Source organism: Kitasatospora sp. NPDC101447 (genome assembly GCF_044767225.1).
In the GTDB taxonomy this organism is placed as follows: domain Bacteria; phylum Actinomycetota; class Actinomycetes; order Streptomycetales; family Streptomycetaceae; genus Kitasatospora.
On record NZ_JBIWNL010000049.1, the window covers coordinates 38,460 to 59,378 of the forward strand.

Sequence of the window (20,919 nt, forward strand, 5' to 3'; positions counted from 1 at the left end):
GCTGGTCGCGGCTAGATCGTCTTCTGCGGGGCAATCGCGGCCCCGCCCGTCCTTGTTTGGTGTGGGCGGGCGCATCAGGTGCCCTGAGGGGTGCTCAGGGCTCTCCTTGGGCCTGTTCAACGATCAGGTCATGTCGCGGGTCATGTCGACGAAGCGGGAGTAGTGGCCCTGGAACGCGAGGGTGGCGGTGAAGGTCGAGCCCATGCGGTTCTTGGCGACGATGGCGTCGGCCTCGCCAGCGCGGGGGGATTCCTTCTCGTAGTAGTCGGGTCGGTGGAGCAGGAGGATCGCGCTCGCGTTGGCCTCGATGCCGCCGGATTCACGCAGGTCGGCCATGGTGGGCACCTTGTCCTGGCGCTGTTCGGAGGAGCGGCCGATCTGGGCGGCGACGATGACCGGGATCTCGAACGCCTTGGCGAGCATCTTCAGGCCGCGGGCGAGTTCGTCGACCTCGTTCGTGCGGTTGGTGCCCTTGCCGCCGTCGGTGCCCAGCAGCTGGAGGTAGTCCACCAAGAGCGCGCCGGGAAGTTCGCCGCGGGACTGGAGGGCGCGCAGCCGGGAGCGCAGGCGGGCGACGTTGACTTCTTCGGCGGTGTCGACCAGGAGCGGGGGTTCGCCGATGCGGGCGATGGCGCGCATGCGGCGTTCCTTGTCGTCGTCGGTCATCTGCCGGTTGCGGATGTGGTGGAGGGCGATGCGTGCCTCGGCGGCGATCATGCGCTGGATGACCTGGCGGTGGGTCATCTCCAGGGAGTAGAGCAGGGTCTTGATGCTGTGGTCGATGGCGAGGTGGCGGGCGATGTCGACCAGCATCACGGACTTGCCCATGGCGGGGCGGCCGCCGATGACGACCAGGTCGCCGCCCTCGATCTGGAGGCCGGCTTCCAGATCGAGGTAAGGCAGGGGCAGGAACGGGACGGGGCCGGCCTCCTCAGCGAGGAGTTCCTCCTCCACCATCTCGGACCAGGTCTTCGTGGTCGAGGCCTCGGCCTCGATGCCGGAGCGGATGCCCATGATCTCGGCCTGCGCGGCGTCCACGATCTCGCCGACGTCGCCTTCGGCGGTGTAGCCCATGCCCGCGATGCGCTGCCCGGACTCGACCAGGCGGCGCAGGACGGCGCGGTCGTGGACGATCCCGGCGTAGTAGCCGGCGTTGGCCGCGGTGGGCACCGAGTTCACGAGCGTGTGGAGGTACGAGGCGCCGCCGACCCGCTGGAGCTCGCCGCGCTTGGTGAGCTCGCCGGCCACGGTGATCGGGTCGGCCGGCTCGCCGCGGGCGTAGAGGTCGAGGACCGCCTGGTGGATGAGCTCGTGCGCGGGTCGGTAGTAGTCGGCGGGCTTGAGCACCTCGACCACGTCGGCGATGGCGTCCTTGGACAGCAGCATGCCGCCCAGGACGGATTGCTCGGCGGCGAGGTCCTGCGGCGGAACCCGCTCGAAGCCGTCGGAGCCGCCTTGGCCCTCGTCGTCCCGGCGGTCGCGGCGGCGCCGCCCGGCGGGCACCGGATGCTCATCGGGGCCCGGGTCGTCGTCAAAGGGCGCGGCATCGGGGAACGGGGCGTCGTCGACGAAGTGCTGCGGAGGTACGCTCACAGTGATCTCCTGTTGAGGTCGCACGGCGTCCCGGGTCCGGTCCAATGGCTCCCGGGACGCCGCTTTGTGTTCGGGGGGTCAGGCCGCGCTCGTGTGGCCAGCGCGGGTGCACGGGCACTTCGCCGACCTGGTCCGGCCGTGTGGGTCGTTGGGGATGGGCCGGTCGACCCACCCGAGGTCGCACTCGCCGCAGAACGACGGCTCGGCGGCCCGGGGCTTGGGCACCGCAGCGGCGACGGGCGGCTCGAAGTACTCCAGGTGCTGGTCGAGCTTCGTCAGCACCCGCTCCTGGCGGCCCATGTCCGCAGCAGCAGCGATCAGGAGCTCGAACGGCTCGCCCTCGGCCAGCAGCGCGGCAGCCGACCTCGCGACGGCGGCGGCGCCCCGGGGCGGCACCGACAGGCCGGCCTTGGCCCGAGCCTCAGCCCAGGCATCGCCGATCTCCCGGGCACCCGATGCAGTGGGCGTGGCAGGAGCGGGGGTGTCCTTCGGCGCAGCCGGCTTCTCTCTCTCCCCCGTCCCGGCGGTCTGTGGCACGGACGGTTCCGGTGGGGCCATCGCTTCGGCAGAGGAGAGAGAGAACTGATCATGACCCTGAATAAGGGGACCGTTTTCGCTGGTCAGCGTCTCGTCCGTGCTCGCCATCGAGCGGGCGTCGCTCGAAATCGAGCCGGGCTTGCTCGAAATCGAGCGCACGAAATCACCAGGGGACTTGTCCTTCGAGGCCGGTTCGCTTCGATCGCTCGAAATCGAGCGCACGATGCCGTCCTCGGTCTTGCGGTGCGTCGGCGGCACCACGGGGACCTCTCGCCAGTCCTCGCGGTAGGCGTCGAGCTTCTGCCAGGTGTTGGACCAGCCGGTGAAATCGTCCGGCGGCAGGTCGTTGACCTTGTAGCGGCGCGCGGTGTTCTGGATGCCGCCCTTGCCGGTCGAGGTGACCAGCCGCTCGCCGTCCGGATTGGTGACGAGTCCCTTGTCGTCGAGCAGCTTGAGCGCCTTGCGGACGGTGGAGTTGCCTACGGGCTTCTCGCCTTGCTCGGTCAGCAGGTAGCACAGCTGGTCGATGGTCATGCGGCGCAGCCCGCGAGGGCTGGAGGTCAGCATGGCCCGCAGCATCAGATACAGGTGCCGGGCGGTGGGCGTCAGCTCCGGAATGTGCAGGACCCAGTGCCGCACGACAGCCGGCGACCAATAGTCCGTGATGTCGCCCTCGAACAGCACCTCGTCGGCGCCGTCGCCGATCGGGGTCGTCCGGCCCCGGCCTGCGCGCCGGGTCATCGGGTCACCGCCTCGGCGGCCGATCCGGCGGCGGGCACCATGACCGGCCTGGCCTGGACGGCGGGGCAGGGGCGGATCTGGGCATGGGTGTGGTTCTGCATGCCCCTAGAGGCCGGAAATCCGGAGTCCGTGTGACCGGGGGCAGCGTGGTTTTCGTCACGCGACAGCGGTTGGGTTCGGGCGTTGATCACGAACCCCGTGGTCGCCCGGGCGGCCTGTGGATAGGGGTTGGCGGTGGTGCGGGACAACGGGGGCTTGCCTCTCCGCCGCTGCCAGTCCGTCGGCACCAGACAACTTGACTCGGCCGGGTGAGAGATAGTGTCTCTCGCCTCGGACCGGGTATGCCTGGTACCGTCGGACCAACAACGGCTGTGTTGTGGGCGCTCACCTGGGTGTCCCTGGCGAGGGCCGGTTATATCGAGAAGCGCAAGCGGCCCAAGTTTGGCGACTGGGGGCCGCTTTCGCGTTTTTTGGTCTGTGCGCCGCCCGTACGGGCGACCGGATCAGCTTATTCGTCTCCTTGGGTCCTCGGGCCGTTCAGGTTCCGCGTGTCGGCTGGACAGCTCGGCCTCTGCGCGGAGCAGCACGTCCAGTGCCTGGTCGGCCGACAGCTTGGTGTCCTTGGCGTCGTCCCACAGGCTGAGCGTGGATGCCGCCGCGCGGAGCAGCCCGTCCGGAAGGCCAGCGGCGGCCATCGTGTCCGCCGCCTCCTCCAGCTCGGGGCCCCACCGCCACCCTCGGGCAGCGGTCTTGCCGATGTAGTCCGTCTCTGTCAGGTAGGAGCCGGCCCGCTGACCGGCGACGTCGAGCAGCGCCTGGTCGACGCCGTGCTCGCGCGCGAGCCCGTAGGACAGCGCGGCCAGCACCCGGGATGCCTTCTGGAACGTGCTGTAGGCGGCCTTCAGCGTGCTGGCCTGCCCGATCTCCTCGCCCAGCATGTGGGTCGACACTGCGGTGCCGGAGAAGAGCCGCTCGACCAGCCTGACCTCGTCCACCGGTCCGGAGAGGTACAGCCGGGGCCGCTTCGTACCGATCGGCGGCGAGCCGACCACTGCGCCGTCGACCACCGCGCGGGCCGTTCCGCCGAGCAGCTCCGCGATCCGCGCCGCCCGCTGCGGACTGATCGCGTTCGCTTCTACGTACAGGCCGGTGAAACCGAGCCCGGCCACCTCCCGCGCTACGTCCTCCGCCGCGGAGGGCGGGCACAGGCTGAGTATCACCTCGGCCTGAGCCACCAGCTCGTCCAGCGCTGGCACCGCCGTCAGACCGAACTGCTCCGCCCGGGCCGCGGTTGCCTCGCTGCGCCCCCGCGGGCACCACAAAACCTGGCCGCTGTTCGTGAGGGCGCACGCCGCGACGGCCGCGCCCATGCTGCCGGGATGCAGCACCCCGACCGTGACCTGTCGATCCGTCACCGGGCACCTCCACGGACGTGTTCCAGAGCGTCCAAGACATCCAGCGCGATGTGGTCCGGCTCCGGGCCCCCGGGCCACGGCCGACCGTGGGAGACCCAGACGGTGCGCAGCCCGGCGGCGCGGCCGCCGACCATGTCCAAGGCCGCGTTGTCCCCCACCATCCAACCGCCACCCATGAGGCGGCGCCCCACGCTCGCGGCAGCCATTTCGAAGATCGCAGGGTCCGGCTTCCGGGTGCCAGCCTCCTCGGAGATGCATATCCCGTCGACCAGGCCGTCGATCCTGCTCGCCTTCAACTTGGCGCGCTGGATCTCGCCGCCGCCGTTGGTGACGACGACAACCTGCCACCCGCTGGCCCTGACCGCCTCCAGCGCGTCCGGAACGCCCGGGAAGGGCCGGACCGTTGCCGGGAACTCCACGCTGTAGCGGGCCCACAGCCGATCAGCGGACTCCGGCAATGACAGCTCAGCACACAGGCCCTCGAACGTCTGCAAATCCGCGCGGACCTGCATAGCGCCCAGGATCCGCCGCTCGACATCTGGGCCCAGTCCGTGGGCGGCGCAGTACCCGGAGACCCACGCTGTCACCGCAGCGAGGCGGTCAATCAGCGTGTCGTCGAAGTCCAGCATCAGCAGCTGATCACGTTCGGCGAGCGCCTTACGAATCCGCTCAGCTGCCTGCTCGGGTGACGCCACGTCCGTGCGGACAACCAGATCGAACCGGAAGCTGGCATGGGCCTCCAGGTCCGCCTGCGTGGCATCCCAGGCGGCCAGACGCGCAGAGGTGTCCGTGTCTCCCCGGCCCGCCGACCGCTCGGCCGTCGACTCCCTCGGGCACCAGAGCAGCACCGTCAGCCAGTCAGCGGGGTAGCTGTCCAGTACCGCCTGCACCCCATCGACCTGCCCTAGGTGCATCACCGGCACCCCGGCCTCGACCGCCGCCTCCAACCCTGCCCGGTCCGTCACATAGGTGCTGTCGTACCTGCTGTTCTCGTAAACCACGGCACCTGCCGTGGCGCGCAACTGCGCCAGCAGTTCCGGCGTCCCCATCCGATAGCCGGTCGACCGGCCCGGCCCCACCTTCACCCTTGAGAACAGTGCGAAGGTGGGGTCGAGCGCGGTCAGGGCGCCCGTCACGGTGTCCTTCCCGGAGGCCGGCGGCCCATACAGGATCACCCCACGTCGCGGCTGGCTGGTCATACGCGCACCTCCGCGAGAGCGAGCCGGGCCTGATCAGCCAGTGAGATTGCTGCCCCCATGCGATTGTCGACCACTAGGTGCGGCACCACTGGCCGCAGCCCCGTGTCGACGGTGGCGATGTAGTCGTTCCAGTTCGCCAACTTCCACGCGTCCCGAGCGGCCGATCGGAAGCCGATGTACTCGCGCATCGACTCTGCGTCGCAGCACACCCAGATCGGCGACACGTCGACACCCTGGGCGCGGCAGCGGTTGATGAGCCGAGTCATCCACGCCTCGTCAGCCATCTCGGCGATGAACGGGGCGGTCAGCACAGTGGAGATGCCGCAGGCCACGTTGGCGTAGGCGGCCTGCATAAGGCAGTCGTACTCCAACGCCCGCACCTCATTGCGGTACAGGTCCGTGTGTCGGTCGTTGGGATCACCGCCGAGCGAGACCAGTAGACGCTCTACTAGCGGTCGGGTCAGCGGGTCCTTGTCCAACAGCGGCCAGCCAGTCAGCTGAGTCAGGAACCTGGCGAACTCCGTCTTTCCGCTGCCGGCGAACCCGCCGACCAGGACAATCGAGGGCCGGTGCGGATCGCCGCCCGTGTGTCGCCGACGCCACGCGTCCATAATCCGCTGCTGCAACGACATGCTGTCGGCATCGGCCGTACCCGGTGCAATCCTGTGCAGCGCCCGCTCGACAGCCAGTACGTGAGTGCCGTTGTTGGTCGAGGACATTGGCGTCAGCGCAAAGGCGGTGTCCTCACCCGGTAGTGGATTCCGGAATCCGAGCTGCGGGTCCGTCGCCCGGTAGAGCGCGCAGTACGCCCGCCGATAGTCCGGGCCAGGGTAGATCTCGCCCTGCTCGTGCTGCCAGATCGTCTGCGGGTGCGCAGCCGGAATGTTCTTCAGCCCGGCCTGCTCCGCCACCAGGCGGAGGCGCTCGCCGGCGTCCTCGAGTGTCAGGCCGTGCGCCTCCCGCTGCTGGCGCAGCTTCTCGGGTCGCCATCCCAGCCGCACCCTTGCCATGCTCCCCACCTCCGCTGTCGTCATGCTTGCGAGCCTAGGGGCGGTGCCCCGAAACGCATGTGTACGTGGATGTTGAAAACGCATTGATGAACCCACGTACGGATCTCCCCATGGAGATGTGATGGTTCATCACGGCCGGGTCGGATTTGATCTGTGCATCAGAAACCGGCTCGAGGGAGTGCCCGTGGATCACGTCTTTTGGAAGACCGCCTGCTCGACCCGCTCAAGGCGGGCGGCCAGGGCGCTGACCTGCTCCCGCAGCTCTTGGAGCTCGGATGTCGCCTCGGGCTCGTCCAGTGGTACCTGCCGCACGAAGCTCCCCTTCCCCTGGTGCGAGTAGATCAGCCCAGACGCTCGGAGCTCGGTAAGTGCCCTCTGTACGGTCCCGTGAGCCACGCTGTAGTGAGTAGCAAGTTCGCGGGTGCTGGGCAACTTGTCGTCGGGCCGAAGGCGACCTAGACGGATCTGATCGCGCACGTCCTCCACGATCCGCTGGTAGGGCTGGGCGAGTGGATCAGTCATGAGCCACATCGTAGGGCCACCTCCCTGTCATAGATAGCTTCACCGGCTTAGTTGACACAGCAGCGACTGTATCAGCTAAGCTGGCTAAGCCAACACGGAAGTTCTCGTGAAACGGCGAGACCCCGGTGCGCCTGGACAGCATCCACCGGGGTCCCAACGGACCAGCTCGTCAAGGAGAGATCCGCAATGACCAGCATGACCGACCCGCGTAGGAGCGGGAACAGCGACCCCACCCTCGCCAGCCACCGCAGCGCTCCCCTTCAGGAGCAGTACGAGGGCCGCGTGCTCTCGCTCGTAATCCGCGACCTCGCCGCGGTCGCCCCGACCGCCAGCGAGAGCATCGTGATGGCGCTCGTCGCCGACGTCTGGCGGCAGGCCGAGGAGCACCTCGCCAAGGCCGGCCGCACCGGCTGGGCGCACATCTCCTGGTTCGTCCAGAACGCCATCGCCACCTTCGCCCACAACATCCAGATGGCGGGGTGCTGACGATGCAGCCCCTCGACGTCGACAACATCAGGGCGCTGCAGGCGATGACCGAGGCCCGGCTGCGCTCGGCGGCCGAGGCCGCTGCCGCCGCCGACCGGGCTCGCCAGGAGGCCGAGCGGCTGCGCCAGCAGCTCGCGCAGCAGGCGGGAGGCCAGTGATGGGCATCCGCTCCTTCCTGGGCTTCGGCTCCACCGGCTCCAGCCTCTCCTCCGGTTCCTCCGGGACGGCGACCCGCACCAGCGGGATGTCGACCACCGGCTGGCACCGCTCCGACGAGGAGACTGCCCGGCGTCACCACCGCGAGGCGCAGGTCTCGCTGCCGGCGGCGGGCACCGACCAGCGCGGCGGCCGCGTGAACTCCGCCGATCCCTACAGCCGGCCGGACAGCAGCACGCGGCGCAACTTCGGCCGCCCCTGCCGCGAGGACGGGGGTGCGCGGTGACGATCAGCCACATCTGCCGCGCCTTCGCCAACGGCGACGGCAAGGACAAGAAGGCCCCCGCCCCGAAGGGAGGCGGCCGATGATCCTCTCCAACCAGGCCGACGAGGCCCTGCGCCGGGCCCGCGAGGACCAGGCCCGCCGCGACGCGGCGAAGGCCGGCGGCTCCGGCACCGGTAAGTAGCCGACCCCCTCCCCTCCCCTCCCTCGCAGTTTGGCAGTCTCCCGCCGCCTGCCTCTCGGAACCGTTCTGGCATGCCCATGCCGGAACGGGGTCGGGAGTGGTGCGGCGGGCCCCGCCAGGGCCCACCACCAGCAACGTTCCCCGCTCCCGCCGATCCAGGAGGCACCCGATGTCCCACACCCTGACCGGCCGCCGCCCGGCCGCCGTCCCGACCAGCGGCGCAGCCGCCCTCGCCCGGCACATCGTCCGCGCCACCACCACGACCGCCCCGCAGACCTGGGCCGGCTCGGCGCAGCGGTTCGCCGCCGAGGTCGCCGAGCTGACCGGCACCGACGCCGCGATGTGGCTGGAGAGCGACTTCGACGGCAGCGAGACCCGTTGGCGGCTGCTGGCGCAGAGCGCGGACGCGATCGTGCGCACCGACGCCTCGATCGAGGTGGTCCTCCCGGCCGAGGTCGGCTGCGACTTCGCGGAGCTGGAGGCGGAGATCGCCAACGAGGCCGCCGCCGACGCCGCAGATCACGCCGCGGCCGCCGCCCGGACCCGGGTCACCGCGACGGCCGGCCGACGCGAGCGCATCCGTGAGCTCGCCCTGGAGGAGTACACGGCCGTCGAGCTCGCCGCGTTCGGCGACGACCCGCTGGACGCCTGGAGCCGCCACGAGCGCGAGCAGGTCAAGACCTGGTCGCCCTGGCGCAACGGCCGCCGCTGGAGCGAGACCCCGCGGGCCCTCTCCGGCCCCCGCCCGACCCGGGACTAGCCGCCCCGCACGCCCCATCGGCTCCACTCGTCGCCCGCACCGGGCCCCGCCTGATCCACCCGCCCACGGCCCTGGCCGGCGGCGCGAACCGCATCACCACCCAGTCCCGTACGGAGGTCGCACATGGACCAGCAGATCTTCTTCTGCTTCTTCGCCGGCAGCGCCGCCACCGCCTTTCTGGTGCTGGTCGCCGAGGCCGCCACCGGCTTCCTCACCCCGGCCGACCCGGCCGAGACGGAGGACTCCGATGGCTGACCAGCCGATCGAGCCCACGAACGTCGTCCTGTCCGGCGAGCGCCCCACCACCCCGCCGCCCCCGCCGCCGTCCGAGCCGCCGACGGTCGGCGGGCCGGACGCCTTCCTGCCGCCGCTCCGGCGCGGCAGCGAGCCGCCGCCCGCCGGAGCCGGCACTCCGCCGCCGCCCCCGCCGTCTGGTCCGCCGCCCGCTTCCGGGGGTCTGCCGGAGCCCGGTGAGTGGTGGCGCAGGCCCGGCGGCGGCCGCGGCGGTGGGGTGGCGACGGCTCCGGCCCCGGTGTACGCGCCGCCCGCCGAGGTGCACCACCACCACTACTACCCGGCCGCTCCGGCGCCGGCCGCCCCGGGCCCGGCCGCGGCCCGGTTCGAGATCCGTCGGATCCGCCCGGTCGCCAACGGCCTGGCCGCCGCGACCGGGGTGGTCCTCGCGAAGGGCCCCGTGAACGAGTTCTTCCACCTCTTCACCGACCCGATGGGCCTGCCGGTGCTCGGCCTGGCCGTCGCGGCCGTCCTGGAGTGGCGCTGGCACCGCTACCAGGTCTGGTGGCCGGTGCGGGTCTTCACCTGCACGATGATCTCCTCGCTGGTGATCACCCCGGCCGGACAGCAGCTCATCGGCTACCTGATGACGGGGGCCACCGGATGACCGCCGCTCAGCTCTCCCTCGGCGGCCTGGCCCTGGCCGTCGCGGTCCTCGTTTCCACTGCCGTGCGCTGGTGGCGCCGCGGCTGCGAGATGCCCGGCGCCGCCGCCCTGGCAGGCGGCCTGCTGATGGGCCTGCTCAGTGCCCTGTGCACCGGCGGCCTGCTCGGCGTTGCCGCCCACTACCTCGTCCGCAAGGCCACCAACCCCCTCGGAAACAAGATCGCGGGCACCGGCTCCGGCCAGCTCCTCCCCCAGGCCGCCCCCGCCGGCATGAACGCCGGCGGCGGCGTCGCCACCACCCTGCTCCTGATCGTCGTCGTGCTCGCCTGGCGCTGCTGCGACTACCAGCTGCGCCGCCAGCTCACCGCCGGGATCGTCTCCGGCTCCGCGCTCGGCCTCGCCGGAGGGATCTCCGGCCTCGCCGCCGCCACCCTCATCCCCGCCGCCAACCACCTCGGCGGCCAGATCCTCGCCGCCTTCCACTGACCGTCAGGAGACCCCAGCCGCATGGACCACCTCGACCGCCTACCCCTGGCTGTCGCCCTCGGCGCCGGGATCGGCACATTCCTGCACCACCTCGCCCCGCTGCCCGCCTGGCGGACCCGCTTCGGCTGGCTGCGCCCGGTCCGGTGGGGTGCGGGCCTGGGCGCGGCGGCCGGCGTCGTCGTGTGCACGCCGTTCCTCCGGCACGGTGCGTGGGTCGTCCTGGTCGACCACCCGTGGTGGATCGACGCCGCTGTTGTCGCCCTCGGCGCCGCAGCCATCCCGTTCCTGGTCGCCTCCATTCGGCGCTGGGAGCGAGAGCACCCCGAGCACACCCAGCCCTGACCACCACCTCGGCCGCCCGACGGCGCCCGCCCCTCCCCTCTTTCCTTCCTCCCGGAGGTCACCACCGTGTTCGTCCCCGCCACCACCCTCACCATCGGCGGCCTGTTCGTCGGCATGGCCCTGCCGCTGTGGCACGTCAGCCGCTTCGCGATCGGCAGCATCAAGAACGGCGCCACCGCGACCAAGGGCGCCCTTGACCTGGTGCCGCTTGCCGCCGGCATGGCCTACGGCGGCATCGCCACCGCCACCACCAGCGGCCTGATCGGATTCTCCACCGGCGCCATCACCTGGTTCGGCAACGCCGCCGGGAGCCTCGCCATGTGGGGCAGCACCGGCGGCGAAACCACCCTCGCCGCCCGCTCCAGCCACCTGGAACTCACCGGCATGGGCAATCTCGTCCTCCTGCTGCTCACCGTCGTGGTGATCGGCGGCTGGAAGGCGATCCCGACCAAGGCCAAGCCCAAGATGCGCCTGGGCATCGTCTCCGGGATCCTCCTCGGCCTGTCCGCCACCCTCGGCGGCGTCGTCATGGCCACCGTCATCCCCGCCGTGAACGCCGCCGGCGCCGCCCTCGTCGGCACCATCGCCTGACCCCGCCCGGACGCCACCGGTCGCCCACGCCCCGCACCGCGCCCCTGGCGCGGCCGCGGCGCGCGGACGGCCGCAACCGCCCGGACCCCGCCCCCTACACAGCGCCCTGGAGGAGCACCGTGACGACCTACCCGCCCGAGCGCATCATCATCGACGTCGAGACCGAGGGCGAGTTCCTCACCGGCGACGACCAGCCCACCCCGAACACCGACACCGACGCCAAGACCGGCCCGGCCGACACCGGCCCCGGCCTCGGCCTCGGCGTCCGTCTCGCCACCGCCACCCTTCACCTGGCCCGCCGCGAATACGCCGTCCTGCGCACCGGCCTGACCATCCTCAAGACCGAGACCGGGACCTGGGCGGCCGCCTCCGAGGAGACCCCCGCCCACCTGCGCGCCTCCCTCCTCAACCGCCGCTACAGCACCTGGCAGGCCAAACAGAACGCGGAGATCGAACGACTGGAGGAGAAGGCCGGCGAACTGGAGAAGCAGGCCCGCCGCGCGGCCGCCGCCGGGCAGAGCGACGACGCCACGGCCGCCGACCACAAGCAGGCCGGCGCCGCCGCCGCCACGCTCCGCGAGGAAGCAGCCGCCTGGCGCCAGCGAGTCCGCGACATCCACGCCCAGCCCTACACCGGCCACATCGACCCCAGCGACGCCGAACTGGAACACCACCGCCGCCGCACCGCCCACAAGCGTCGCGCCGCACTCGCCACCCTCACCCTGGCCATCGGCGGACTCGAACTCGCCATCGGCAGCCTGCTGCTCCCGGCGCTCACCGCCGCCGGCATCGCCCTCACCGGCTGGGCAAAGGCCAGGATCCCCGGCTGGCGCCGCGCCCTGCCCGACGTCCCGCCGCTCGCCTACGAGATCGAGAGCGGCCGGCCCGCCCAGGACAAGCAGCCCAAGGACAAGGACAAGGACAAGGAGAAGAAGAAGGAGAAGGAGAAGGAGAAGGCCACCCCGACCGGTGGCGTCGAGCCGTTCCCGATCGCCCAGGCCACCACCGCAGAGGAAGCCGGCACGACCCTGCTGCAGGCCCTGCTCGGCGAGGGCCTGGCCGTCGGAGCGGTCACGGACGTCACCCACGAGAAGTGGGGCTGGAAGGCCACCGCCCACCTCACCAAGGGCAAGCCGTCCGCCCTCGTCCTGCGCCTGCCCGAACTCGACGTCGCGCTCGGTGTGCGCGCGGGCGGCGTGATGGCCCAGCCCCAGAGCGCCGCCGCCGGCTCCGTCGTGCTGCGCGTGCTCCTCGGCGACCCGTTCGACCCGATGCCGGCCCACCCGGTCCACGCGCCGCGCTCGAACAGCATCCTGAAGCCGTGTCCGCTGGGCCCCTCCATGGACGGCACGCCCACTCAGGTCACCCTGGCCGGGCAGAACGTGATGGTGATCGCGGTCCCCGGCGGCGGAAAGTCCATGATCGTCCGCAGCATGGCCGACTACATCACCAGCTGCACCGACGCCATCGTCATCGACATCGACCCCACCGGCCGGGGCCTGGGACCGCTGCGCCGTCTGGCCGCGATGCGCGCCTACGACGAGGAACGGATCGACGACACCCTGGACTGGGCGATCCGCGAAGCCGAGATCCGCACCGAGCGGATGGGCGACGACGTCGACAACTGGCAGGTCACCGAGGACGACCCGGCCGTCTTCGTCCTCGTCGACGAGCACCCGCAGCTGACACCGAAGCAGAAGCAGAAAGTCATCAAGCTCGGGCGGATCGGCCGCAAGGCCCGCGTCACGGTCATCCTGCTGTCCCAGGACGCCACGAGCGACGTCGTCGGCGACGCCATCGCCGACGTCTTCGGCATCCGGATCATGCTGCCCTCCCGCAAGGCCGACGTCCCGCTCGTGGTCGGCTCCGACACCGCGATCTCCGAGGGCTGGATGCCGCACCGCCTCACCCCCAGCCCCGGCGACTGGGACCCCGCGGACGCCGGCTGCTACTACATCCTCGCCCCCGGCCTGCGCGACCCCATCCTGCGCAAGGCCACCCACCTCGACGCCCCGACCGCCACTCTCCGTACACAGGAGCGGCTCGCCGCAGGCATCCCCGAGCCGGTCCCGCACCCGGAACCCCAGGCCGAGGAAGTCCCGGTTCCCGAGATCGTCGCAGTGCTCTTCCAGGCGCTGGACGAGGAGAAGGCCGAGTGCATCACCCTCGACCAGCTCCACCCGCACCTGATCGCCCACGACCCCAAGCGGTGGGACCGCTGGCACGACAAGGACGTCACCGCCCGGCTCCGGGAGATCGGCAAGAACCTCGGAAACGAGCTCCGCAAGGCCGGGATCGAGCTGTCCACCGAGCGCCTGGAGGAGCTCGACGGCAGCCCCCGCGGAATCCGCCGCACCGATCTCCTCACGGCCGCTGCCAAGCACGCCGAACAGCACAGCGAGTAACCGGCACGCGGTAGCACGTCATCGGCAGCCGATCGGTTCCTGATCGGCAAACGATCGGCGGGGCAGCCGATGCCCCGCCGATCACTGGCCGAACAGCCGCCGATCAGAAACCAATTCTGAGCTGCGGAATCCAATCCAGCCGATCAGATCCGCACACCCCCCGGAAACGGCCCCGAAACCCCCGTTCAGGGCCGTTTCCACGCCCACCGCCGGCCCCGCTGGCCGCGCCCCGGAACCGACCCCCAGACCGATACGCACCGTTACCACGAGAGACAGGAGTCTCCCGCCATGCCCCCGGCCCGCACCACCAGCCGCCGCACCCGAACCCCCGCTAAGAAGACCGCCGCCAAGACCCCCGCGGCCCGCCCGGCCACCCCGGTCGACGCCCAGCCGAACCCCCCGGCCGAGCCTCCCGCGACCTTCACCGGCCGCTCGTCTGCCGAGCCGGTTCTGGCGGATGCCGCCGACCGGGCGGCCGACGTCCTGGCCCTCGCGGAGGACCAGGCGCTCGCCGTCCTGGAGCGCGCCGCCGAGCAGGCCGGCCGCGAGCTGGCGACCGCCGGGCAGTGGGCGGGCGAGGCTGAGCAGCTGCGCGCGGACGCCGCAGCCGAGGCCGAAGCGGTCACGCAGCGTGCCGACCGGATGGGCCGGTGGATCCTCGACGCCGCCCAGCAGAACGCCGACCGGATGCTCGCCGAGGCCGGCCGGGCCGCCCGGGAGCAGCGCGAGCGTACCGACGCCGACGCCCACGCGGCGGCCGACCGGGTGCGGGAGGAGGCCACCGAGCGGGCCGCGGTGCTGCTGGCGGAGGCCGAGCAGCGCGCCGCCGACGTCCGCGTCCAGGCCGAGCAGGAGGCGGAGCGGATCGTCGCCGAGGCCGAGGAGCGGGCCCTGGCCGTGGCGGCCGGCATCACCGCCACCGCCGAGGAGCAGGCCGCCAAACTGCTCGGTGAGGCCGAGCGCGGCGCCGAGGCGGCGGCGCGTCGGGCCGCCGGCGACCTCGCCGACGTCCGCGAGCAGGTCGACGACGCCCGCCACCAGCTGGAGCGCGCCCGGGAGAAGGCGGTCGCCGACCGTGCCCAGGCCGAGCAGGACCTGACCGGCGCGCGGGAACTCGCGGCCACCGTGCAGCGGGACGCGGCCGCGGCGGCCGACCGGACCCTGACCGAGGCCGCCACGGAGGCCGAGGCGATCCGCACCCGCGCGGCCGAGACCGCCCGTCAGATCACGGCGGCGGCCGAGGAGCAGGCTGAGGAGACCCGCACCGAGGCCGAGGCGACGGCCGGGCGCGTCACCGAGGCCGCCCGCGCGGAGGCCGACACGGTCCGCGAGGACTCCGACGCCGAGGCCCGCCGGCTGCGGGAGGAGGCCGAGGCCGACGCGCAGGAGCTCCGTGAGGAGGGCGCCCGCCAGGCCGCCGAGACGCGCGAGCGCGGCGAACAGGCCGTGCAGCGGCTGCGCCGGGACGCACAGGCCGCCATCGACGAGGTCAAGGCGGCCACCGGCGAGGAACTGCGCCAGGCCAGCTCGAAGCGCGGCAAGGCCGACGCCGAGGCCGAGCGGATCCGCAACACCGCCCGCCGCGACGCGGACAAGGTCGTCGCCGAGGCCCGGGCGCAGGTCGCCGAAGCCGAGGCCCGGGTGGTGGAACTCGCCGAGGAACAGGAGCGCCTGGAGGCGGCGATGGCCGCCCGGCACCACCGCTGGTACCGGCGGGCCCACCGCTGGTACCTGGGCCGCATCCCCTGGCTGCTCACCCGCGCCGTCCTGTGGGCCGGCATCGCCTTCACCTCCACCCGCGAGCACCAGCTCGCGGTGGTGGCCGGCATGAACACCATGCTCGCGTGGCTGCTCGCCGTCTGCCTGGACGGCTGGGTGATCGCCGCGACCCGCAGCAAGATGCGGCGCGAGACCCGCATCGCGCTCGCCTTGATGATGCTGTGCCAGATCGCCGCGATCCTCACCGACCTCCACCTGCTCGGCGTCAAGCAGGACGCTCACGGAGAGTGGCAGATCCAGTGGGGCCTGGCGATCCCGCTCGCCATGGTCGTCCCCATCGCGATCTGGCGCGTCCACGAGCTCATCGACCACGGCAAGGACGCTCACGGCGAGCAGGCCGCACCCGCCCAGGCCCCGGCCGCGCCCACTGCCGCCACGGTCGGCGCTCACGAGGTCCCCGCCCCGTGCCCGCCGTACGGCGGCCAGCCGCTGCCCGCCGCTCACGGCACGGCCACCTTCGGGCCCGGCGCTCACGGCGAGCGCTCACGTGAGCGCGAGATCGCCGCAGGTGGCGGGACCAGTGGCGCTCAGCGCGCGCTCCCGCCCGCCGTCCCGAACACCGGCGGCGCTCACCAGGGAGCGCCGATGAGTGACGCCGCGCTCATGTACGCCCGCAAGGCGACCGTCCGCGCACTGTTCGACGCTCTCGACCACCGCCCGCGCGCAGGCGAGATCCATGCCGCGCTCACCGAGCGCGGACTGCTCACCGGCACGCCCGAGCAGACGCGCAGCACCTGCCAGCGGGTGCGCGACGCGGTCGAGGCCGACGAGCCCGCGCTCAAGCCCGCCGCTCGCGCTGCGTAACTGCGCCCGAACGCAAGCGGCCTCCGGGATGAAGAAGACACCCCGGAGGCCAAGGCACCCGAGGGTGCCGGCGGGCCGGTCTCGCCACCGGCCCGCCCCCATCCTCCCGCACACCAACCCGCTGCCCGAACCGATCCCGGAAGGGGACCCGTCCTGTTCGCCATAGACCGTGACGCCCGCATCGCCGCCCAGCGTGAGCTCCTCCACGAGCGCAGCCAGACCCTCGCCAACGTCCCCGCCGGCTCCCGCACTCACGCCCGGACCTTCGCCGAGTGCGAGGCGATCAGCGACGAGATCGAGCGCCTCAAGGGCTGCATCGACATCCCGCGCTCCGTCGCCGCGGTGGTGCCGGTGCTCCTCTTCGTCCTGGTCCTCGCGCTCATCAGCTGACCCGGCCGCCGGCCTCGCCCCCGGACCGCACCGCCCGCCCGGCACCCAGCCCGGCGGGCGGCGCGCATCCGGGGACAGGGACCGGCCGCCCGGCCGGCACCGACCCGACGAAGGGGACACCGCGATGCAGCCCACCACCCAGCCCCAGACCACCCAGGCCCCGGACAAGCCGCTCCCCGGCACCTACGTCCTCTACCGCGACGCCGACCGCTACCTCGCCGGCCACCCCGACCACACCCAGGTCTGCAAGGTCCTGGCCGACAACCACTACCTCAAAGACAAGGCCACCGTGCAGGTCCTGGCCACCGACGAGGTCATCCGCTACGCGCCGGTCGTCTTCATGCGCCCCCTCGACCCGGCCGAGCTGATGCACGACATCGACACCGCCCCGCTGGACGCCCTCGGCGACGGCCTGCTGATGACCGCCGCCGGGGCCTGGCTCGCCCTCCAGCACCGCCAGGCCACCACCGAGCCGGGCGCCAGGGCGCTCCCGCCCGGCCGCAGCTGACACCCCGCTCGCCCGGCTGCTGCGCCGAACCGCTCGGTGCAGCAGCCGACCCCGGCCCACCTCATCCCCGATCCGAAAGGCACCGCTCGTGAACCCCACCACCTTCGTCCCCGTCCCCGGTTCGCTGATTGCCCTGGTCGGCGGATCCGGCGCCGGGAAGACCACGTTCGCCAGCCGCTGGCCGACCACCTGGCGCCTGAGCCTGGACGACTACCGCGCCATGGCGACCGACGACATGGCCGACCAGTCCGCGACCCCGGTCGCCGACCAGGTCCAGACGCTGCTGCTCGACGCCAGGCTCTCGCGCAACCTCACCACCGTGGTCGACTCGACCGCGCTCCTGCCTCACGTCAGGGCCGGCCTGCTCGCCCGCGCCCGCTACTGGCAGCGGCCATGCGCGGCGGTGCTCTTCGAGGTCTCCCTCGAAACCCGCCGCGCGCTGAACGCCGGCCGCGAACGCGTCGTCCCGGACCACGTCCTCGTCGACCAGGAACAGCACGTGCCAAGCGCCGAGCAGCTGCTCGCCGAAGGCTTCGCCCACGTCGACCGGATCACCGTCACCGCCCCGGCCTGCCCCGAACCGGCCCGCATCCGCTGACCCCCGGAGGAGCCCGTGCGCGCGACCGACCTCGACCCGACCGGCGAACACCACGGCGGCCTGCCCACCTACCCCTGGCGCTACCGGCCGTCCCCCGACCTGATGACCCGCCGCCAGCTGCGCGCCGTCGGCCTGCGCCCCGGCGGACAGGAGCCCGCTGCACAGGTGGTCTGCCGGGGGCGCTTCGGCTACCTCTACCGCCGCTCCCTCGCCCTGCCGGTCCGGCCCATGACCCCGGCCCGCTGGCAGGCCCACCAGCGGATGATGCTCGCCCGCCGCACCTGCCCGCTGTGCCGCGCCGTCGGAGAGAGCTGCATCCCGACGTCGCTCGGCTGCTGCCTGGAGTGCGCGGACGGCCTCGCCCTGGCCGAGCTCGAACAGCTCCTGGCCCTCGCCCGCGCCGCCGTCCCGGCCTGACCCGCCGAGCGGACCACCGCCGCCAGCCCCGGACCCCGACCCCACCCAGCGGCCGACACCGCCGGGACCGGCGCGGCTGCCCGGACACCCCGACCCCGCAGACCCCACCCCACCCCATAGGAGAGATCGCCGATATGACCGACAACCTGCCCCGCCTCACCGCCGCCCCCGACCTCGCCCTGGTCACCGTGGACGGCGTCATCACCGAGATGAGCGGCTACAAGCCCCGCCAGCTCGTCCTCACCGACGACACCGGCAGCATCGACATCACCGTCCCCTTCGGCTGCCTCGGCGGACCCGCCGTCAACGACGCCACCACGCTCGTCGGCACCTACGCCGTCATCGCCGGCCGCCGCGAGGACACCGGCCACGTCCTGGCCGCCGTCGTCCAGCTCGCCGAGCGCACCGCCGCCCGCGACCTGCTCATCCCCGCCACGCTCTCCGGCCTGTCCGAGAACGTCGTCCAGCTGCTCGCCACCACCACCGCCACCACGCCCCGCGCCCTGCCGCCCGGCCCCCGCACCACCAACTGACCGAGCCAACAGCCCCCGCCGCCACCCGCCGCCCGACCACCGGGCCGCGGGTGGCGGCGCACCCAGCCCCGTTCCCCTCATCGAAAGGCACCGACCGAACCATGCAGATCAACGACACCCGGATCCTCGCCGCCGCCGACACCATCGCCAAGCTCCTCACCGACCTGACCCCCGACCCCTTCGACCACCTGCTGCGCCGCGACGACGCCTACACGGTCCTGCTGGCCGCGCTCGGCCACCTCGAGGCGGCCGGCCGGCGCCGCACCAGCGTCGGCGAGCTGTACGCGATGACGCGCCTGGTCCCCAGCGGCCAGGTCCTCGGCAGCCACGACCGCCTCATGGCTCTCCTGGAGCAGGCCGCCGACCACGGCCGCATCCGCCTGGACCACGGCCAGGTCCACATCGGCGACGCGCCGACCGGCGGCGGCTCCGGCCACGTCTGGATGCGCCAGCTCACCCGCGGCGGCGCCCAGGTGGAGCTGATCGGCGCCGAGCCGTGGCCGGTCGGCACCCACTGCCACGACGAGGCGAAGGCGTGGTGGTACTGCACCGGCTGCCGGCACGGCCTCGGACAGGTCGGCGCGATGTACGTCTACGCAGTGCGCCAGCAGGTCAGCGACCACGCCGACCAGTGCCCGTTCCTGCCTCCGCTGCCCGAGGTCTTCCCGGCGCCGGTGCGCGCGCTCGACTGACCCCGGCAGCGGCTCCGGGCACCGGATCGCCGGTGCCCAGACCCGTGCCGCCCCCTGACAGCCACCCGCCCGTGAGGAGCCCGCCACCTTGAATGAAGCCGATCGCCACGGCCTCCAGGCCCGCGACCCGGACCCGGAGATCGACCGCGAGTTCCAGGCCCACGCCCTGGACGCCTCCCAGCTCGCCGACGCCGCCCGCCACTACGCCGCCCGCCTCATCTACGGCGTACGGCCCGAGGACGCCGACCACCTGGCCGCGCTCGCCGCGCGCCTGTCCCGCCAGGCGCACCGCATCGACGGCATGCGCGCCATCGCCCGCCGCCCCCAGCAGCCCACCACCTGAACCCCAACCCTCGAACGACCCGCCCGGCCCGGTCCCGCTGTGCGGGACCGGGTCTTCCTCTCGATCGGAGACCCAATGACCCGTGCCGCACCTGGCCCGCACCCGCACCCGCTCACCCCGGCCGACCTCCCGCCGGGCACCGCCTGGTGGAGCTCCTGCCCCGAGTGCCGCTCCCCGATCCAGGGCGGCCCGCTCGGACTGCGCGCCCACCGCCGCACCGCCCACCGACCCGACCCCAGCGATCGGCGCATCCCGATCACCATCCGCCCCTACACCTAGGAGACCGTGTTGACCGTCATCCCCCGCACCCCCGACTCCCCCGCCTCACAGGCCGTGGGCGTGGACTTCGACCTCACGGTTGTCGAACACCGAAACGGCTGGCAGGACGGGCGCATCTACGGCGACCCGATCCCCGGCGCACTCGAAGCCGTCCGGCGGCTGATGGCGTGCCGTTCCGTCTTTTGTGTCACCGCCCGCCACCGTCGCTACCACCCCGCCGTGGCCGCCTGGTTCGTCCGCCACGGCATCCCTGCGGTCGTCGACGAGGACCCCGACCGTGCCTACTGGCGGGACGACGGCGGCCGGCTCCTCGTCACTAACAAGAAGTTGGGCGCGGCCCTCTACATCGACGACCGGGCCCTCGCCTTCACCGGCGACTGGGACACCGCCCTCCCCGAGGCACTGCGCCGTATCGGCGAGCCGGCCGGACCGGTGGCGCAGCCCGCCGCCGACCTTCCCGCGCTGACGATCCGCCAGCCCTGGCTGGCCGCGATCCTCGCCGGAGACAAGCGCGTCGAGAACCGGTCCTGGCCGACGATTATGTTCAGTTGAGAGGGGATTCTGGACCTCTGACCTGGGCTTCTCCGTGGTGGACATGTCCACCACGGAGAAGCCCAGTACCCGGTTGCTCGTCTGATCCGACTCCTTCTCAGCGGCCCGCGGGAAGGAGTAGACCTGGTTGTGGCAGATCGGGATAGGAAGGCGGTCGGGCCCACGTTTGGGGGTGACTGAGGTCGACCACCCCTCCCTTGAACTTTGCCCCCTGGAGCATCACTGTCGCCCCTTGGAATTCGGCGCCATCGAATGACAACCTGCCGTCTGCGAACACGGCTCCATAGGGAAGTCTTTGCTCGTAGCCGCGTGGGCCTGCTGTTTCCTTCACGCGCAGCGCCATTCCTAGGCCAAAATCTACTACGCCCCCAGCAAATTCCACATGTTTGAAGAGGACGGTTGATCCGCTAAACC

The 20,919-nt window shown here is 72.2% G+C and carries 26 protein-coding genes and 2 pseudogenes; 19 read left to right on the forward strand and 9 right to left on the reverse strand.

Going from position 1 to position 20,919, the window contains the following annotated elements:
* Positions 1–123 precede the first annotated feature (123 nt).
* The 7 genes and pseudogenes from ACIRST_RS38420 to ACIRST_RS38450 all read right to left on the reverse strand — a co-directional run.
* A complete protein-coding gene (locus tag ACIRST_RS38420; protein WP_402808669.1) occupies positions 124–1,593 on the reverse strand; it encodes a replicative DNA helicase in 1,470 nt (489 codons plus the stop codon).
* A 78-nt stretch (positions 1,594–1,671) separates the two neighbouring features.
* Positions 1,672–2,871 carry a hypothetical protein gene (locus ACIRST_RS38425; protein WP_402808672.1) on the reverse strand — a complete coding sequence of 400 codons (1,200 nt, stop codon included), beginning with the start codon at positions 2,869–2,871 and terminating at the stop codon, positions 1,672–1,674.
* Between the two features lie 503 nt (positions 2,872–3,374).
* Complete coding sequence (locus tag ACIRST_RS38430; protein WP_402808674.1) at positions 3,375–4,286, reverse strand: DUF1932 domain-containing protein; 912 nt, start codon at positions 4,284–4,286, stop codon at positions 3,375–3,377.
* The gene (locus tag ACIRST_RS38435; protein ID WP_402808677.1) at positions 4,283–5,485 is read right to left on the reverse strand and encodes an HAD-IA family hydrolase; all 1,203 of its coding nucleotides are present in this window, start codon (positions 5,483–5,485) and stop codon (positions 4,283–4,285) included. Before ACIRST_RS38435 ends, ACIRST_RS38430 begins: the two co-directional genes overlap by 4 nt.
* On the reverse strand, positions 5,482–6,519 hold the full coding sequence (locus ACIRST_RS38440) for an AAA family ATPase (RefSeq protein ID WP_402808679.1): 1,038 nt from the start codon (positions 6,517–6,519) through the stop codon (positions 5,482–5,484). Before ACIRST_RS38440 ends, ACIRST_RS38435 begins: the two co-directional genes overlap by 4 nt.
* Before the next feature lie 165 nt (positions 6,520–6,684).
* Entirely contained in the window at positions 6,685–6,807 is a 123-nt protein-coding gene (locus tag ACIRST_RS38445; RefSeq protein ID WP_402808737.1) for a hypothetical protein, read from the reverse strand.
* A 9-nt stretch (positions 6,808–6,816) separates the two neighbouring features.
* Positions 6,817–7,026 (reverse strand): annotated as a pseudogene (locus tag ACIRST_RS38450) (GntR family transcriptional regulator); the annotation flags it as partial.
* 177 nt (positions 7,027–7,203) lie between these two features.
* Between ACIRST_RS38450 and ACIRST_RS38455 the strand changes: the two are divergent.
* The 11 genes from ACIRST_RS38455 (at position 7,204) to ACIRST_RS38505 (ending at position 16,193) form a co-directional block, all read left to right on the forward strand.
* Positions 7,204–7,503, forward strand: coding sequence for a hypothetical protein (locus ACIRST_RS38455; protein ID WP_402808682.1), 300 nt, complete (start codon positions 7,204–7,206; stop codon positions 7,501–7,503).
* Positions 7,504–7,505: 2 nt separating this feature from the next.
* On the forward strand, positions 7,506–7,661 hold the full coding sequence (locus tag ACIRST_RS38460; protein ID WP_402808685.1) for a hypothetical protein: 156 nt from the start codon (positions 7,506–7,508) through the stop codon (positions 7,659–7,661).
* Positions 7,661–7,945: a hypothetical protein gene (locus ACIRST_RS38465; protein ID WP_402808687.1), complete on the forward strand. Its 285-nt coding sequence runs from the start codon at positions 7,661–7,663 to the stop codon at positions 7,943–7,945. Before ACIRST_RS38460 ends, ACIRST_RS38465 begins: the two co-directional genes overlap by 1 nt.
* Before the next feature lie 350 nt (positions 7,946–8,295).
* The gene (locus ACIRST_RS38470; protein ID WP_402808690.1) at positions 8,296–8,886 is read left to right on the forward strand and encodes a hypothetical protein; all 591 of its coding nucleotides are present in this window, start codon (positions 8,296–8,298) and stop codon (positions 8,884–8,886) included.
* A gap of 123 nt (positions 8,887–9,009) precedes the next feature.
* Positions 9,010–9,141 carry a hypothetical protein gene (locus ACIRST_RS38475; RefSeq protein WP_402808692.1) on the forward strand — a complete coding sequence of 44 codons (132 nt, stop codon included), beginning with the start codon at positions 9,010–9,012 and terminating at the stop codon, positions 9,139–9,141.
* Positions 9,134–9,787, forward strand: coding sequence for a hypothetical protein (locus ACIRST_RS38480; protein ID WP_402808695.1), 654 nt, complete (start codon positions 9,134–9,136; stop codon positions 9,785–9,787). Before ACIRST_RS38475 ends, ACIRST_RS38480 begins: the two co-directional genes overlap by 8 nt.
* Complete coding sequence (locus ACIRST_RS38485; protein ID WP_402808698.1) at positions 9,784–10,272, forward strand: hypothetical protein; 489 nt, start codon at positions 9,784–9,786, stop codon at positions 10,270–10,272. The genes ACIRST_RS38480 and ACIRST_RS38485 overlap by 4 nt, the downstream gene beginning before the upstream one ends.
* 21 nt (positions 10,273–10,293) lie before the next feature.
* On the forward strand, positions 10,294–10,614 hold the full coding sequence (locus tag ACIRST_RS38490) for a hypothetical protein (protein ID WP_402808700.1): 321 nt from the start codon (positions 10,294–10,296) through the stop codon (positions 10,612–10,614).
* Between the two features lie 66 nt (positions 10,615–10,680).
* Entirely contained in the window at positions 10,681–11,205 is a 525-nt protein-coding gene (locus tag ACIRST_RS38495) for a hypothetical protein (RefSeq protein WP_402808703.1), read from the forward strand.
* A 119-nt stretch (positions 11,206–11,324) separates the two neighbouring features.
* Positions 11,325–13,610 (forward strand): hypothetical protein, encoded by a 2,286-nt coding sequence (locus ACIRST_RS38500; RefSeq protein WP_402808706.1) that lies wholly within the window; start codon positions 11,325–11,327, stop codon positions 13,608–13,610.
* A gap of 288 nt (positions 13,611–13,898) precedes the next feature.
* Complete coding sequence (locus ACIRST_RS38505; protein ID WP_402808709.1) at positions 13,899–16,193, forward strand: hypothetical protein; 2,295 nt, start codon at positions 13,899–13,901, stop codon at positions 16,191–16,193.
* 251 nt (positions 16,194–16,444) lie between these two features.
* On the opposite strand, the gene ACIRST_RS38510 is transcribed toward ACIRST_RS38505, so the two are convergent.
* Positions 16,445–16,576 carry a hypothetical protein gene (locus ACIRST_RS38510; protein ID WP_402808712.1) on the reverse strand — a complete coding sequence of 44 codons (132 nt, stop codon included), beginning with the start codon at positions 16,574–16,576 and terminating at the stop codon, positions 16,445–16,447.
* Between the two features lie 131 nt (positions 16,577–16,707).
* On the opposite strand from ACIRST_RS38510, the gene ACIRST_RS38515 reads away from it, so the two are divergent.
* From ACIRST_RS38515 to ACIRST_RS38550, 8 genes are all read left to right on the forward strand, one after another.
* Positions 16,708–17,091: a hypothetical protein gene (locus ACIRST_RS38515; protein ID WP_402808714.1), complete on the forward strand. Its 384-nt coding sequence runs from the start codon at positions 16,708–16,710 to the stop codon at positions 17,089–17,091.
* A gap of 88 nt (positions 17,092–17,179) precedes the next feature.
* Entirely contained in the window at positions 17,180–17,689 is a 510-nt protein-coding gene (locus ACIRST_RS38520; protein ID WP_402808717.1) for an AAA family ATPase, read from the forward strand.
* Between the two features lie 15 nt (positions 17,690–17,704).
* On the forward strand, positions 17,705–18,106 hold the full coding sequence (locus tag ACIRST_RS38525; RefSeq protein ID WP_402808720.1) for an RRQRL motif-containing zinc-binding protein: 402 nt from the start codon (positions 17,705–17,707) through the stop codon (positions 18,104–18,106).
* Between the two features lie 134 nt (positions 18,107–18,240).
* Positions 18,241–18,639 carry a hypothetical protein gene (locus ACIRST_RS38530; RefSeq protein ID WP_402808723.1) on the forward strand — a complete coding sequence of 133 codons (399 nt, stop codon included), beginning with the start codon at positions 18,241–18,243 and terminating at the stop codon, positions 18,637–18,639.
* A 101-nt stretch (positions 18,640–18,740) separates the two neighbouring features.
* Complete coding sequence (locus tag ACIRST_RS38535) at positions 18,741–19,331, forward strand: hypothetical protein (RefSeq protein ID WP_402808726.1); 591 nt, start codon at positions 18,741–18,743, stop codon at positions 19,329–19,331.
* Positions 19,332–19,419: 88 nt separating this feature from the next.
* Positions 19,420–19,674: a hypothetical protein gene (locus ACIRST_RS38540; RefSeq protein WP_402808729.1), complete on the forward strand. Its 255-nt coding sequence runs from the start codon at positions 19,420–19,422 to the stop codon at positions 19,672–19,674.
* Positions 19,675–19,749: 75 nt separating this feature from the next.
* Positions 19,750–19,953, forward strand: a complete 204-nt coding sequence (locus ACIRST_RS38545; protein WP_402808732.1) for a hypothetical protein — start codon at positions 19,750–19,752, stop codon at positions 19,951–19,953.
* A gap of 9 nt (positions 19,954–19,962) precedes the next feature.
* A complete protein-coding gene (locus ACIRST_RS38550) occupies positions 19,963–20,505 on the forward strand; it encodes a hypothetical protein (RefSeq protein WP_402808735.1) in 543 nt (180 codons plus the stop codon).
* A 97-nt stretch (positions 20,506–20,602) separates the two neighbouring features.
* On the opposite strand, the pseudogene ACIRST_RS38555 reads toward ACIRST_RS38550, so the two are convergent.
* Positions 20,603–20,919, reverse strand: a pseudogene (locus ACIRST_RS38555) (hypothetical protein); the annotation flags it as partial.